Source organism: Pseudoalteromonas sp. MT33b (assembly GCF_014117385.1).
Taxonomy (GTDB): Bacteria; Pseudomonadota; Gammaproteobacteria; order Enterobacterales; family Alteromonadaceae; genus Pseudoalteromonas; species Pseudoalteromonas lipolytica.
Genome location: NZ_CP059832.1, coordinates 166,417 through 181,803, shown reverse-complemented (window position 1 = coordinate 181,803; position 15,387 = coordinate 166,417). Strand labels below are relative to the sequence as shown.

The window sequence follows — 15,387 nt, the reverse complement described above, 5'->3', positions numbered from 1 at the left end:
ACTGTGGCGACAACCTTGAAAGTAAAAAATTAAGTAAACGATGCAGAAATAATTAAAGGAAGAGCTATTTAACATAACACTTTATTTTGTTGAAATGCGCCAACTAAATTAGGTAACTCTGAAAAATGATGCAGTATGTAATCTGCCTGATCAGCATAGTCAGGAATGTCATCTGGCGCATACAAACAAGCACGCATATTCGCATTATGTGCCGCTTGAATATCAAACAAATAATCGCCAACATACAACAGCTCTGATTTATCAAGCTCCCAAAGCGTTGCAATCGCATTGAGCGCACTTGGATCTGGCTTTGCTGGCGCATCTGAGCGAGTCAGCACTGTTTCGATTGGCAAAGGGTTATTTTTAAGTTTGATTGCTGCAGCACGGTCATAATTGCGCGTAACAATAGCCATTGGAATATTATTTTCTTTGAGTGCAGTAACCGCACTGGCAACACCTGGCAATAAATGCGAGTGCTGCGCATCTAAAAGCTCATGTTGATGCACGATGTTCATCGCTTCTTCGCGCATATAAGGCGAAGGTAAAGCGGCTATGAAGGCTAGCAAGTCTTTTTCAAGCGGGCAGCCAACTTGCGCTTTAATCAGTGAAAAATCGAGTTCTGACGAAACCAAGGTGCCGTCTAAATCGAAAATGACACCACGTATATTGTTATCATGGATATTCATATAAATCCCTGTATATGAGAATTGGGGGAAAATTTTAAGACCCATTAATAAGATAGTGTACGATAACCGTTAATTAAAGGATCAAAGGATTAAAAAATAGACTTTTTCAATCCTTTTTTATCGGATAGGGTTATTATTTAATTGACTCAAATTTAGCTTCAAGCCAGTTATCATCTTGGCTAAAGGTAAGTGTTTTCACCTTTCCTTTGCCTTCAATATTAACCATATTGACCTGCGCAGGCCATAAATCACGTAACGCGCCATTGCTCATACGAATCCCTTTGATGCCTTCAGGGATGGTAACTTCTTGGTAAACCCAAAAGAACTTACCATCAACTTGCGCTCCCACTTTTTTAAGCTCAAGTTGCTTGCCCTCTAAGGTTTGCAGTGCAATGTGTGACTCAACATAATCAGCAAAACGCTTTTGATCTTCTTTGTTACTTAAGATATCGGCATTGCCATTAAACAAATGTTCAACAGCATGCTCCGTATCGTGCAAATAAAAGCGATGCATTAGCTCTATGTTATTAGTGCGTTTATTAAATAATACCGTAGTCACAGACGCTTTTAACTGGTGCGCCATCGTTGGCGCACTCAGTAATAAAGCGAAAATAATGGCTATAAAGCGCATTATTTTTGCTCCTCAGCATCTTTTTCGTCGTCTTTTTTCAGCTCAGTTTTGATATCTTGCATGATATCACGGCTCACTTTCGCTTTACTCTTCTCACGCTTATACACTTCGATACGCGATGGAATAATACGACGAGGGTAGTTATTGTTTTCCACATCAACATCGGCTGTTTCCCAGCGAGGGTCAACCGTAACAGACACTAAGTTTTTACCTTTTTCAGTAATAATTAGCTTTTGTACGTGCTTGTGGTTACGACGCCAGATTTCAGCCGGAATGTACTGTTCTTCTTTCGTGCCATCTTCATAGGTCAGCTCTAATAAGATAGGCATCACTAAGCCACCTAAGTTTGAAAACTCAAGCACATAGTAGTTTTTATCTTCCTTAATTGCACGTTCAAACGTTTTACGCTCCCACGGCTCTAACCCCTTAAGGAACTTGTTATACGCATTACGTTCTTTGTTAGTCACTGTAAAGCGGTCGTTTTCGTCATAGAAATCTGTGACATCTGGGTTTTCTTCAACCCATAACTTTTTGCCTTCTTCTTTATTGCGTTTAACGAATAATGGCATTGGTTTATCAGCTTCAATGTCGCGAAGACGATTAAAGTCGATATCAGGATTCTTTGTGTCTAAACGCAGTTGATAAACCTTGTCTAACGAGATATCAACATGGTCTGTGGTGTAGAACCAACCACGCCAGAACCAATCTAGATCAACCCCTGACGCCTCTTCCATAGTACGGAAGAAATCTGCAGGAGTAGGGCGTTTGTACTTCCAACGCTGCGCGTACTCTTTAAATGCAAAGTCAAACAGCTCACGACCCAGAATCACTTCACGTAAAATATTAAGTGCAGCAGCAGGTTTAGTATACGCATTAGGTCCTAAACGTAATACGCTGTCAGACTGTGTCATAACGGGTACTTGGTTTTCAGACTTCATGTATTCAACAATATCACGCGGCTCAACACCCCAAGGGATTGTGTGGTCCCATTCGCGCCCCGCAACACCATCTAGGAAGCTGTTTAGACCTTCGTCCATCCACGTCCACTGACGCTCGTCTGAGTTAACAATCATCGGGAAGTAAATGTGACCGACTTCGTGGATAACAACACCAATTAAGAAACGTTTTTCAGCTTGAGAGTAAGTACGGGTGCCATCGTCTTGAAGCTCTGTACGCGGACCATTAAATGTGATCATGGGGTATTCCATCCCCCCAACAGGGCCATTGACTGATTGAGCCACAGGGTAAGGGTAGTCAAACGAAAAGCGTGAATACACTTCCATCGTGTGCACAACAGCTTCGGTAGAATATTTCTTCCACAGGTCACCGCCTTCTTTCGGATAGAAAGACATTGCCATCACTAACGGCTGTTCTTTACCACCTTGATGGTAGCCTTTTGCATCCCACATAAACTTACGTGATGATGCCCATGCAAAGTCACGCACGTTCTCGGCTTTAAAGTGCCATGTTTTGGTTTTGTCGGTGCCTTCTTTCTCGTTCTCAAGTGCTTCTTCTTCGGTCACGATAAATACAGGGCGCTTAGCGTTTTCAGCTTCTTCAAGACGATTACGCTGCGTACGTGTTAATACACTGCCTGGGTTATCTAGCTTACCTGTTGCCGATACAATGTGATCCGCAGGAACGGTGATTTCGACATCATAATTACCAAACTCCAGTGTAAACTCACCGCTTCCTAAGAATGCTTTGTTAGTCCATGCTTCATAGTCTGTGTACGCAGCAAGACGCGGGAACCACTGTGCTAATAAAAAGATATCGTTGCCATCTTCTTCAAAGTGTTCATAACCTGAACGTGCGCCTACCGCATCTTCTTCAACAATGTTAAAGGCGAAGTCCATGCTGAACTCAACGTCTTTACCCGGTTTAAGCGGCTCATTTAGGTCAATACGCATTAAGGTATCAACCACGGTTACTTTAAGCTCTTTTCCGTCTTCGTCTTTAACATTGGCGATTTGAAAACCTAGCTCGTTGTCGGCCATAAATTGCTGACGACGTAACTGGCCTAAGCTCAATTTAGTGGCTTTAGGCTGAGGGTCACCTTGCAATGTTTTACCATTGAAAGTAGCGGTCATCTCGGCAATTGAATCAGATTTAAAAATATTTTGGTCTAATTGCAACCAAAGGTACTTTAATGTGTGAGGTGAATTATTCTTATATTCGATAGTTTGACGCGCTGTTAAGCGACGTTTTTTCTCATCAAGGTTTACATCAATGTCGTAATTTACTTGCTGTTGCCAGTAGTTTTCGCCGGGTTCACCCGCGGCGCTACGGTATACGTTAGGCGTTGCAAGTGCTTCATCAAGTTGACGGAACTTGTCAACAAATGAGCCTTTAGTTTGCTCAACAGACGACCCCATGACTGCGGTTGATACTGCTAAAGGCAATACCAAAGCACTCAAAGTAATAACTGCTTTTTTCATTGTTAATCCTGTAAAATATGCGTGAGCGTAACATCTCAAATCACTAACAAAATTTCAATAAAATCACGATAAAGTGCGGGTTTTTTAGGGTAGTATTCGCGCTTTCCTAGCCTGTATTTTTCAATCCTTTCATCTGCTATTAACAATACTGTAAAGCCCCTTTACAAACCTAACAGGTTCAGTGCTAATTCATACCCCCGTATTACACTTAAAATATAGCGAGGTTGCTTATTTTTTGTTTAAAGGTAAGAGGGGACTTAAATGAAGTTTTACATTGTAAAAAAAGACTCTCGATTAGCTGCTATTCCAGCAGAAGAATCGGTTTTAAACGAATACAAAGCACGCGGATTTGAGTTTGTAGAGGTCATTGCCGCTCGCGATGAACCCGATGCACTATCGCGTACCACTCCCCATGCAAAACGTCCTAAAAAATGGCTGTTTTATGGCTCTACGCTGGTTATTTTGAGTCTAATTGCAATTATTTTCGCAATAAAGTAGTTTTTGCGACATTTTCTATTGAAATTTACTGCTGTTTGTATTTAAAATCGCCCACTTTTTTCGATTTGGGTGTTTATGTGTGTCTATTCATACCCAAAAAATGTTTCGGTAATCAGCATAGAATTCGGTGAGCGTATGGATTTTTACATCCTAAAAAAACAACAAGAACTAATTGCAATTCCAGCGGACGAACAAAATTGTAAACAATACCTAGATTCGGGGTATTTCTATATCGACAAAGTAGCGGCATGTAATGAAACCAATGCCCTTAAAGTTTTACAGGCCAAACAAACAAAGGCTATCAAAGTGCCCTTAATAATGGCATTGCTTGCTTTGCCTATGGTGTTGTTTGCGTGGTATAGCTTAAGTTAAAAACGAGGCTGGGCATCGAGGCTCAGCTTAGGTATATTGACACTCTTAATAAATAATAAGAGCGTTTAATGAAAGTCCTTCATACTTCTGATTGGCATTTAGGCCAACAATTCTACGAACATTCCCGCTTCGAGGAACATCAGGCTTTTTTAAACTGGTTAACGGAGACTCTCGCAGCACAGCACATCGACTTATTACTCGTTGCTGGCGATATTTATCACACGGCGACACCGCCTGCGAGTGCTGAAAACCAACTCTATCAATTTATCAAGAACACCAAACAACGTTGCCCAGATTTACACATCGTGATTATTGCTGGTAATCATGACTCGGCAAACCGTATCATGGCTGCAAAACCCTTACTGGCTCAATTTGATACGCATGTGGTGGGTCGGTTCGATACCGCAAGCCCAAAGGATGTCGTACTGCCTATATCAACAAAAAATGGCCAAGCACATGTTGTTGCCATGCCATTTTTACGAAGCAGCGATTTAAGTCATTATAATCGCCAAGAAGAGCAACCTTTAAGTTACAACCAAACAGTGGCACTGGCTTATAAAGATGCACTAAATGCTGCCAGTGAGTTACCGAAAGCGCCGCTAATTGTAATGGGACACCTCCATGCAAAAGGCGGCGATATTTCGACAGACTCAGAGCGAAACTTAGTGATTGGCGGTGAAGAAGCGATCTCTGCTAACATTTTTAGTGAACAGGCTGATTACGTAGCCCTTGGTCACTTGCATAAAGCACAAACCGTCGCCAAGTCTGAGACCATTCGCTACAGTGGCACCCCCATGCCGATGTCCTTTTCTGAGCGCCGTTACAAGCACCAAGTTGTGTTAATTGAGCTTTCTGATTCAAGTTGCACTGTAAACCCCCTTTACATACCGAGCTTTTGTAAAGTCATACTGCTCCCCGAAAAAGACTGTGTGCCACTGAGTGAATTGTGTGAGCTGTTGAGTGAACTTGATTTAAGCGATGAAAACTTAGCGCCCTATTTACGCGTTAAACTGAGCGCTCACGACACCGACACCACGTTCAGAGAGCAAATTGAACAAGCGCTGGCAGGTAAGCAGCTTAAGTTTTGTGGGATTGAACGGGTGCGACAAGAGCGCAATCATCAAGACGATGAGCAAGCCTTGTTTGACGATGTGTCGCAAATCGAAGCTCTCAATCCACATTCGTTGTTAGAGCAAGCCTTTGCCAATCATAAAGATATGGCAGGGCAAGCAGTGCCAAAAGAGCTCGAAGACTTATTAAGCCACGTTATTGATGAGTTGAATACGGAGGACGTGCTATGAAAATTTTAGCGATACGTGTTCATCAATTGGCATCCATTGTCGATGCCGAAGTCGATTTTACAGCTTCGCCATTAAAAGAAGCCGGGCTATTTGCCATTACGGGTGATACCGGGGCAGGTAAAAGTACGTTACTTGATGCCATTTGTTTAGCACTGTATACCAAAACCGCGAGACTTCGTGGCGACACAGGTAATAAAATTGACTTTAATGGCGATAATATCAAGCTCAATGACTCGCGAAATTTATTACGCCGTGGGGCAGGGCAGGGCTATGCCGAAGTGGACTTTATAGGCCAAGATAAACATCACTACCGTGCTCGCTTGAGCTTTAGCCGCGCACGGAACAAAGCGAATGGCAAATTACAACAAGCGCAACACACACTTCATTCATTGCCTGACGAAACCTTAATTGCCGATAGAAGTAATGCCAGCAAAGAAATAGAGCGCATTATTGGTTTAAGCTTTGATCAATTTTCGCGGGCGGTGTTACTTGCCCAGCATGAGTTTGCAGCCTTTTTGAAAGCCACAGGGGATGAACGGGCACAACTGTTAGAATGCTTAACTGGCACCGATAAGTTTAGTCGTATTGGGCAACGGATATTTGAACGTCACCGCGAACAACAACAGGCTCTTGAGCAATTAAAACTGAGCTTGGCGAACTTTAAGGTATTAAGCCCCGAAGAGTTAGCAGCTAAGCAAGCTGAGCATAAGTCGCTATTAACGAAGCAAACTGAACTACAAAATCAAATAAAGCAGCTGGAGAAATACCAAACTTGGTATAAACAGGCGGCGCATCTATCAGAGCAAATAACGCAAGCAGAACATACAAAGCACCAAGCTGAGCAGCAATTACATCAACTTGAAGACAAGGCAAAGCAAGCCAAACAAGCGCAGCAGTGCTTAGAAATAAAAGATAACCGTGAGCGCACAGCCACAATTAAAGCTCAGCAAGCGCAGCTTGTAGAAAACCGTGAGCAACTTTTAAAAATTGATCATAACGCCCTGATAAGTGACGCAGAGCAAACGCTAAACAAACACACTGAGCAGTTAAAGCAAGCGAAACAAACGCAAAAAGATGCTCAGCCAATCATTAGCCAAGCACGTGAGTACGATAAACAACTGGCGGTATTGAACCAGCAAGCACACGCTCAAAAAGCACAACTCGAAAAAGCAAACCAGCATAACACCGAGCTGAGTAATAAACTTAATACGGCAAAGGCTGAGCAACAACAGCAACATCAGCAACAACAAGCGCTCACTAATTGGTTAGCGACACATGCACAATGGCAACCATTAGCGAAAGACTGGTCATATTATAAAAGTGAATTAAGCCGCTTTAATCAACTGCAGCTTCGTATTGATAAAACAAATCAAACGGTAAAGTCACTTCAGCCTACGGTGACTGAGCAGCAACACAGTCGTCAGCAATTACAAAAACAGTATCAAGCGCTTGAGCACGCACTAAAAACGCTGAATGAACAAGACGCTAGCTTCAAAGATCGCTTAAATAGTCAGTCTATGGCCGACATAGATGCACAACTAGAGGCGATTAAACACCTTATTGAAAAGCGTCAACTGTGGCAAAGTAATCAGCAGCAATTAAAAGTGTGGCAAAGCCAATCAGACACCTTAAATCAAAATAAACAACAGTTACAAACAGCCCTCAGCGCGATAGGGCAGGATGTAGAAAACGCCCAACAACAGCTGACACTATGTGAAAAAAACTTACAGCAAATACAGTTAAGAGCCAGTGAGGGGGTCAGCCAATTAAGAGCCACTTTAAAAGCTGGTGAGCCATGTGCTGTTTGTGGTTCGACTGAACACCCGTTTCAACATGACGTGGTTAATGCGCAGTTTAGTCAGCTTATTAATGATTTTACTGAGCAACTTAATAGTGCCAAACAGCACTTAAATAATCAGCAAGTTTTACAGCAAACAAAAAGTAATGAGCTGACAGCCTGTACTCAGCAAATAGCGTCATTAGAGGGGCAGGTGAGTGAACTCACCGACCAGCAGAACACGCTCAAACAGACCATGGCGGCAAATCGTACAGAGCTGAATGATTTAACCGAGGCGCAATTAAACGAGCGTCAGCAGCAGCTCACGAGCCAGAAACAGCAGTATTTTAAAGTGCTTGAGCAACAACAGCAGCTGCAAACATCATTAACAGCCAAACAAGCAGAGTTTAATCAAAAAGGGCAAGCACTGCATGCAGCAGAGCAAAAACTGAGTGAAACACAGCAGCAACTCAACACTGAACAAGCGCGTTTAAACGAGCTAAATGCAGAGCATCAGCAACTGCATACCACACTCGACGACACCTTTAAAAATGCCCCTTGGTGGCAACAGCTCAATGAGCAGCAGGTGTTATTAGAGACTATTGCAGAGGATGTGCAACGCTATCAAACGAAACTTCAACAATCGGATGAGCTAACGAAAGCCCTAACAAGCACTGAGCAAACCATCGCGCATTTACTGCCTCAGCAACATGAAGCAGCAGAAGCGAAAGCTAAGTGCACTGCGCAACTTGCCCATACCGAGAACGAGCAGGCTGATTTGCATGAAAAACGCATTACCTTGTTTGCCGATGCAAACATGTCGGTCGATGAGTATATTGCACAACTTGAACAGGCCATTGACTCGTTACAGCAAACAGTGCAACAGGCTCAACAACACCTAAGCAATGCGGTTAAAGCGCGTGACGAGCACGCTATTCAAATAAGCCACTTAACGATGCGTGAAAAAGAGTTAAGCGATGAACAAGCTGCGCTTGAAAAACGATTCACGCAGTGGTTTAGCGAGTTTAAAGCACAGCATCCTTCACTTTCTGAAGACGCAATTACAACGCTTTTAAGCATCAGTAGCGAATCAATAAAGCAAACACTCAACGAGCACCACGCGGCAGAAAATGCGCTAAAAGAAACTCAAGCAGCTTTAAAACAGCTGCATTCATCGCAGTCGGCGCATTTAAAAGATCAGCCAAAGCACAGCGAAAGCGACACTGAAACTGAACTAGCTAACGCCGTTAATGCCCAGCAACATACGAATCAATCGCTGATGCAAGTAGGCAGTGAGCTGCACACGCACCAACAAAATAGCCAAGCATTAGCAGATAAACAGCAATTATTAGTTCAACAGCAAAAGCGCTACGAGCACTGGCATTTACTTAATAAAGTGCTGGGTGATGCCAGTGGTAAAACCATGCGTAACTTAGCGCAAACTCAAACTCTCAAAATACTGCTGCATTATGCCAATAGCCACTTACACACTTTAAACAAGCGCTACAAATTAACGGCTATCGGGCAAACGCTGGATATTGCCATCATTGATAAAGACATGGCCGATGAGCAGCGTTCTGTTAATACTTTGTCAGGCGGGGAGTCGTTTTTAGTCTCGCTGGCACTGGCTTTGGGGCTTGCCTCGTTGTCATCGAATAAAGTGCAAATAAACTCTTTGTTTATCGATGAAGGGTTTGGTACGTTGGACAGTGAAACGTTAAGCATCGCGATGGATGCTCTCGATTCGCTGCAAGCACAAGGCCGTAAAGTAGGGGTTATTTCGCATGTATCTGAAATGACCGAACGCGTGGCCACGCAGGTACATGTAGCGAAAAAGCCCGGTGGTTACTCAACCATCTCTGTTATTTAAAGGATTAGCATGCCAACTTTTAATCATGAAGAAGCCAGTCATTACGATGAGCGCATAACGCGTTTAGTGCCAGGGTACGCGTTATTACACCAAGCAACCGCAGCGCAACTAGTCAGCACGCTCGACAACGACGCGTGTATTTTAGTGATTGGTGCAGGCACCGGAAAAGAGATCATAGAACTTGCTAAGCTCAACGCAGGCTGGCGTTTTATTGCGCAGGATATTTCTCAAGATATGTTGGATATCGCTGAGCAGCACTTTAGCCAACATAACATCAGTGATCGTGTAACGGTTCATTGTGGCGATATTAACGATATTGATGCAAGCGCCGATGCAGCATTATGTTTATTAGTCATGCACTTTGTCGAGGACAATGGCGATAAAAAAGCGCTGTTAAAAGCGATTAAAAGCAAGCTTAAAAAGCAGGGCAACTTATTCATTGCCGATTTAATGCGCCCTGAAACGCAATTTGAGCGCGAATCACAACTACAGCTTTGTACTCAGCTAGGTTTAACCGATGCCGGCAAAGAGCGCACCCGACACAATCTAGAACACGAGTTTTACCCATTAGACCGTATTCGTTTTTCAGAATTAATGAATGAAAGCGGATTTAGCACCCCTAAACAGTATTTTAAAGTGCTGGGTTTCACTGGGTATGTGGTGGGGAGTTAGACTCTTTAAGTTTTAAGCTTTGAACTTCCATTGTCAGCGCGATTATACCATTCCGCTTAATTAAGTGGTCTATTTTGAGGCAATAAAACCGCGTTGATAACAAGGCAAAAATTTAGTTATTTAGTTGTTCTAAATCAGAAATTTTTAACGTAGGTAGCGACTGGTTTAATCACTCAAAATGATTAAGTATTTTTGCGGAATGGTATTATATATCGCGCAACATACGCACGCTCGCACACGAAGTACGGTTCACCTCTAAAGTCAGTCTTACTGGGGTAGGTAGATAGATAGGTATATAGGTAGGTATGTCGATAACTTATAAGCCACGCAAAGCGAGTCTCACAGCGAGAGCTAGACGCGGCTTTAAGCCGCGTCATCAATCAATTGCAACGCAATGATTTATTACCTTATATTGCCTTAATACCCTGCGGCGTGGCCGTCTTTGCGGGTTTCAGATGCGCCATAGTACACCCCTGTTTTAAGGTCTTTTAAGATAGCTTGATAACCGCCATATGGTCCAACAGCGTCTTGCAAAGTGTGGCCTTTTTTCATCAGCTCACGGCGAGTTTCCATCGAAAAACCTGATTCTAAACTCACAACGCCCCCGTCTTCCATAATTTCGCCTGTAGGCTGTGATGAGCCACTGTGCAGAATACGTGGAGCGTCACCGGCTTCTTGTAAATTCATGCCAAAATCAATCATGTTAATTAAGATTTGCGCATGCATTTGCGGTTGTGTCGCACCGCCCATTACTCCGTAACTCATGTATGGCTTGCCATCTTTGGTCACAAAGGCTGGAATTATCGTATGGAACGGACGTTTACCCGGCTCATATTGGTTCATATGGCCTTTTTTAAGTGCAAACATTTCTCCTCGGTTTTGCAATACAAAGCCCAGTTTAGCGGGGGTCATACCTGAGCCCATACCACGATAATTACTTTGAATTAATGACACCATATTGCCGTCTTTATCGGCCGTCGTCAGGTAAATAGTATCGCCTTCTACTGGGCCCGCATGATCACGTTTTGCCGCTTTATTTGGGTCAATCAGCTTGCGTCTTTCATCGGCATATTGCTGAGAAATCAAGGTCTGCACGGGAATAGTATTAAACGCAGGATCGGCGTAATATTTAGCGCGGTCTGCAAAGGCCAGTTTTTTTGCCTCAACAAACGTGTGAACATACTCAGGGCTATCAAAACCCATACCTTTAATATCGTATCCTTCTAATATATTTAGAATTTGCTGAGCGGCGATGCCTTGGCCGTTGGGCGGTAATTCCCATAACGTATAACCGCGGTAATCTGCACTGACAGGTTTAACCCATTCACTGTGGTGTGAAGCTAAGTCGTCATACGATAAATAACCGCCATTTTCTTTCATATAACGGCTAATTTCTTTTGCTATATCCCCTTTGTAAAAAGCATCACGTCCTTCCTTCGCTATTTTACGATAGGTATTTGCAAGGGCAGGATTTTTAAAAATATCGCCTTTTTCTGGCATCGCCCCATTTGGCATGTATACGTCTTTAAACCCAGGGTATTTTCCACGCGCATCAACACTTTTTTGCATGTAATAGGCAATCAATTCAGAAACGGGAAAGCCTTTTTCAGCATAATCAATTGCTGGCTGAAGTAAGGTTTTCATCGGTGTTTTACCGAACTTATTATGTAATTCAAACCAGCCATCCACAGCGCCTGGCACAGAAACAGGTAACGGGCCATAGGCGGGGATCATATCGCCTTGTGCCTTTAAGGTGTCAAATGTCAGGCTTTTCGGTGAGCGGCCAGATGCATTCAAGCCATATAACTGTTTGCTTTTACTGTCCCAAACAATGGCAAACAAGTCGCCACCTATACCACACCCTGTCGGCTCTACAAGCCCGAGTACGGCGTTGGCTGCAATTGCTGCATCAATGGCATTGCCCCCGTCTTTTAACACTTGTAAGCCAACCTGTGTGGCTAATGGCTGCGACGTTGCAACCATACCTGATTGCGCAATAACTTCTGAGCGACTGGCAAAGTTATGCCCTGTAATACGGTCGTAAGCCTGTGTCGTGCCAGCAGCGCCTAAGCATACCGCTAACACAAGCCCTTTTAGTAGTGGCGTTGGATTCATGGTTATTTCTCATTTTATTGTTTTATTCACTATAAAAAGCAAAGTCACTGTAAACAATGGTTTTGCTACCGAGGGCAAAAAAAACGCGATTGAATTCGTAAACAGCACCCGATTATTAATAAACAGCCATACCGTAAAAACACCTATCAACCGTAGGAGAGGTTTGCACATGAGGGTACTTATTAGCAGGGACAAACTTTTCAACAATGGGGGCTATTTGCCCATTTTCTTTCATGGTATCGAGTGCGCGCTGAAGTGCGCTGACCACACTAGCTGGAGCAGATTTGTTTAAAGCCAAATAGTTTCCCCCTAAAGCAGGGTGGTTAAGTTCAAGCACAGGTATCACTTGATCAGGGTTTAAAGCCACTTTTTGTAATTGTGTTGCAAGCGTCATGGAAGAGCCAATTAATAAATCATGCTTACCACGTTTAAACATATTTAACTCTTCAAATTTACCTGAGTAGGTTAAAAAATGATGCCCTTCAACTAACTGTAAGTCTGTAAGTACGGCTTGATAAACATCGCCGCGTGATACGCCAATTGTGTAATTAGTTAACAAGCGTGAACTTGTCAGCTCAATGTCTGTGCGCTCACTTAACCTATATAAACAAGATTGCCCCGACACCAGTGGACCAACCCATTGAAACTGAGCTTCTCTTTGTGCTGTTCGAGACGTTGAAAAAATACCAGAATACGGCTGCTCAAGCGTTTTTGACATCGCTCGCCTCCAAGGCAACACCTGTATCACACATTTTAATTTTGCGTGCTTACAAAGCGTCTCAACTATTTCAGTATTAATACCCGTCGGTTGATTATGTTCCTCAAAATTATAAGGAGGAAATGATTCGGTATACAAGGTTAATGGCTGTGATTCAGCCGGTGCTGCCCATGTGAAAAATAAACAGAGTGTGGCTGGCCAGTTCTTCATCGTAATTAACTCTAGGCTTATTCGGTTTATTACGCAGGTTTAACGATTCTACTTAGCTGTTTTTGCAGCGTGTTGAGACAAAATGGCTTAATGATAAAACCACTGACTTTAGCGGCAATCATGTCAGTGACTGTTTGCTTGCTATCCTCACACGTCACCATAAGAACGGGTAAATCGTCAAACTCGGGGGTTTCGCGAATGTGATTAAGTAAACACTTTCCATCCATTTTAGGCATATGTAAATCAGTGATAACTAAATCAAAATGCTGCTTTTTTAACAACTCTAACGCTTGCGAACCATCCGTTGCTTCTGTTATGTCGTTGTAATCAAGGCTACGTAGCATGTTTATCAAAACATGACGCATTAAGGGCATATCATCAACGACAAGGATTTTCATATAAAGTGTAGTCCGTTTTACATTACCTTAAAGCTTAGTTTGCAAGCCAAATAACGCAATGATAAGGCAGACTTTTACGCGAAAATATCTGCAACCAACTGACTAAGCCGCGCAATTTTAATATTACTTAATTGCCTATAATCAAAATAGGGGCACACAATCACCTTATCTTGCTTATTAAAGGCAAACTCTTCATCAAGCCAAGTGAGCTGGCTAGATAATAAACCTGATTGAACAAGGCTTTTTGCATACGTGCGCCCAGCGATAATGTGTAATTTATCCGTGTTGTCAAATACAGGAGGGCTAAACAGCAACGCTGTGTGACTGTGTGCTTGGAGTAAACGCGTATCACGATAGGTTTGCCAATTGGCAGAACATTTAGCAAACTGAAAATATTCGCTCGGCAGCGCAAACAGCACTTTTGCATACACATTAAAGACTTTTCGCCAGCCATTTCCACAAGCCTGATTAATGTCATCTATTTGACCAATTTGCATAGCATGTAAATGATCAATATTGTGCCAAGGCACCATCGGCGGACGCTTTTCTATGTAAACAGCAACGTTAAATGCACTGTCACCAAAGCCCTGTAAAGAGTGTTGTTGCTGAATCATGATGATTTTTGAGCAAGAATTCGATCTAAGTTATTAGCAAAATTCTGACGGTCAGCTTGGCTCAACGGTGGCGGCCCACCCGACATTTCGATACCACTTGAGCGCATTGTGTCCATAAAATCACGCACATTAAGGCGAGAACGTATATTTTCTGTTGTATACAGCTCACCGCGGGGATTTAACGCCTGTGCATTTTTTTCAATCACTTCGGCTGCCAACGGGATATCACCCGTGATAACCAAATCACCGGCTTCGACTCGCTTAACAATTTCGTTATCGGCGATATCAAAACCAGACGATACTTGCTGACGAAAAATGTACTTAGACGGCGGAACACGCATAGCATGATTAGCCACTAATGTAGTGACTGTTTGCGTTCGTTCTGCAGCACGAAATAAAATTTCTTTAATAACAACGGGGCAGGCATCTGCATCAACCCAAATCTTCATGGTTTTCTCTATTTAACTATTCTAAGCTTAGGTAGTTTAACGTAATTAAACTTATTTACCGCTATTAACGTATTAAATTCTTTAATTTTAAAAGGAGTGAGCGTGTGCAAAACAGCATAAAATTTATATTTCTACTTTTCTTTACGACCCTGTTATCGGCTTGTACAGGAGTGCCTGACAACATAGAACCCGTTAATGATTTTGAACTAAATAAGTACACCGGAACATGGTACGAAATAGCGCGCCTTGATCATTCATTTGAACGCGGTTTAGAAGGGATAACCGCACAGTACTCAGTCAACTCTGATGGCACTGTTAAAGTTATTAATAGAGGCTATAACACCTCAGATAAAAAGTGGGAACAAGCAGAAGGCAAGGCTAAGTTTGCCGGTAAAAATGACATTGGTCATTTAGAAGTCTCATTTTTTGGCCCATTCTACAGCTCCTATGTCATTTTTGAGCTCGATAAGCAAAACTACCAATACGCGTATATTACTGGCTATAACAAAGAGTATTTATGGTTTTTATCAAGAACCCCGACAGTCACCAAAGAGCAGCTAGACGACTTTAAAAATACCGCCAGACAATATGGCTTTAAAACAGACGAGCTTATTTTTGTTGAGCATGAAGGTATGTAA

Annotated in this window: 14 protein-coding genes; 6 read left to right on the top strand and 8 right to left on the bottom strand. The window is 42.7% G+C overall.

Annotated elements, in window-relative coordinates; translation table 11 throughout:
* Positions 1-68: 68 nt before the first annotated feature.
* The 3 genes from H3302_RS16940 to H3302_RS16930 form a co-directional block, all read right to left on the bottom strand.
* On the bottom strand, positions 69-686 hold the full coding sequence (locus H3302_RS16940) for an HAD family hydrolase (protein WP_036972573.1): 618 nt from the start codon (positions 684-686) through the stop codon (positions 69-71).
* Between the two features lie 133 nt (positions 687-819).
* Positions 820-1,317, bottom strand: coding sequence for a DUF6702 family protein (locus H3302_RS16935; protein ID WP_036972575.1), 498 nt, complete (start codon positions 1,315-1,317; stop codon positions 820-822).
* On the bottom strand, positions 1,317-3,755 hold the full coding sequence (locus H3302_RS16930; protein ID WP_118844983.1) for a M1 family metallopeptidase: 2,439 nt from the start codon (positions 3,753-3,755) through the stop codon (positions 1,317-1,319). Before H3302_RS16930 ends, H3302_RS16935 begins: the two co-directional genes overlap by 1 nt.
* Positions 3,756-4,016: 261 nt before the next feature.
* On the opposite strand from H3302_RS16930, the gene H3302_RS16925 reads away from it, so the two are divergent.
* The 5 genes from H3302_RS16925 (at position 4,017) to H3302_RS16905 (ending at position 10,245) form a co-directional block, all read left to right on the top strand.
* Positions 4,017-4,253 (top strand): hypothetical protein, encoded by a 237-nt coding sequence (locus tag H3302_RS16925; protein WP_036972578.1) that lies wholly within the window; start codon positions 4,017-4,019, stop codon positions 4,251-4,253.
* 135 nt (positions 4,254-4,388) lie between these two features.
* Complete coding sequence (locus tag H3302_RS16920; RefSeq protein WP_036972579.1) at positions 4,389-4,625, top strand: hypothetical protein; 237 nt, start codon at positions 4,389-4,391, stop codon at positions 4,623-4,625.
* Positions 4,626-4,693: 68 nt separating this feature from the next.
* Complete coding sequence (locus tag H3302_RS16915; RefSeq protein WP_182396663.1) at positions 4,694-5,926, top strand: exonuclease SbcCD subunit D C-terminal domain-containing protein; 1,233 nt, start codon at positions 4,694-4,696, stop codon at positions 5,924-5,926.
* Positions 5,923-9,573, top strand: a complete 3,651-nt coding sequence (locus H3302_RS16910; RefSeq protein ID WP_182396662.1) for an SbcC/MukB-like Walker B domain-containing protein — start codon at positions 5,923-5,925, stop codon at positions 9,571-9,573. Before H3302_RS16915 ends, H3302_RS16910 begins: the two co-directional genes overlap by 4 nt.
* Before the next feature lie 9 nt (positions 9,574-9,582).
* Positions 9,583-10,245 carry a class I SAM-dependent methyltransferase gene (locus H3302_RS16905; RefSeq protein WP_036972584.1) on the top strand — a complete coding sequence of 221 codons (663 nt, stop codon included), beginning with the start codon at positions 9,583-9,585 and terminating at the stop codon, positions 10,243-10,245.
* A gap of 417 nt (positions 10,246-10,662) precedes the next feature.
* On the opposite strand, the gene ggt is transcribed toward H3302_RS16905, so the two are convergent.
* The 5 genes from ggt to H3302_RS16880 form a co-directional block, all read right to left on the bottom strand.
* Entirely contained in the window at positions 10,663-12,360 is a 1,698-nt protein-coding gene (ggt, locus tag H3302_RS16900; RefSeq protein ID WP_182396661.1) for a gamma-glutamyltransferase, read from the bottom strand.
* A 115-nt stretch (positions 12,361-12,475) separates the two neighbouring features.
* Positions 12,476-13,288 carry an ABC transporter substrate-binding protein gene (locus H3302_RS16895; RefSeq protein ID WP_182396660.1) on the bottom strand — a complete coding sequence of 271 codons (813 nt, stop codon included), beginning with the start codon at positions 13,286-13,288 and terminating at the stop codon, positions 12,476-12,478.
* A gap of 29 nt (positions 13,289-13,317) precedes the next feature.
* Positions 13,318-13,686, bottom strand: coding sequence for a response regulator (locus H3302_RS16890; RefSeq protein WP_036972586.1), 369 nt, complete (start codon positions 13,684-13,686; stop codon positions 13,318-13,320).
* A 74-nt stretch (positions 13,687-13,760) separates the two neighbouring features.
* Positions 13,761-14,300 carry a DUF6942 family protein gene (locus tag H3302_RS16885; protein WP_182396659.1) on the bottom strand — a complete coding sequence of 180 codons (540 nt, stop codon included), beginning with the start codon at positions 14,298-14,300 and terminating at the stop codon, positions 13,761-13,763.
* Positions 14,297-14,749 (bottom strand): YaiI/YqxD family protein, encoded by a 453-nt coding sequence (locus H3302_RS16880; RefSeq protein WP_036972589.1) that lies wholly within the window; start codon positions 14,747-14,749, stop codon positions 14,297-14,299. Before H3302_RS16880 ends, H3302_RS16885 begins: the two co-directional genes overlap by 4 nt.
* A gap of 104 nt (positions 14,750-14,853) precedes the next feature.
* On the opposite strand from H3302_RS16880, the gene H3302_RS16875 reads away from it, so the two are divergent.
* Entirely contained in the window at positions 14,854-15,387 is a 534-nt protein-coding gene (locus H3302_RS16875) for a lipocalin family protein (RefSeq protein ID WP_259369918.1), read from the top strand.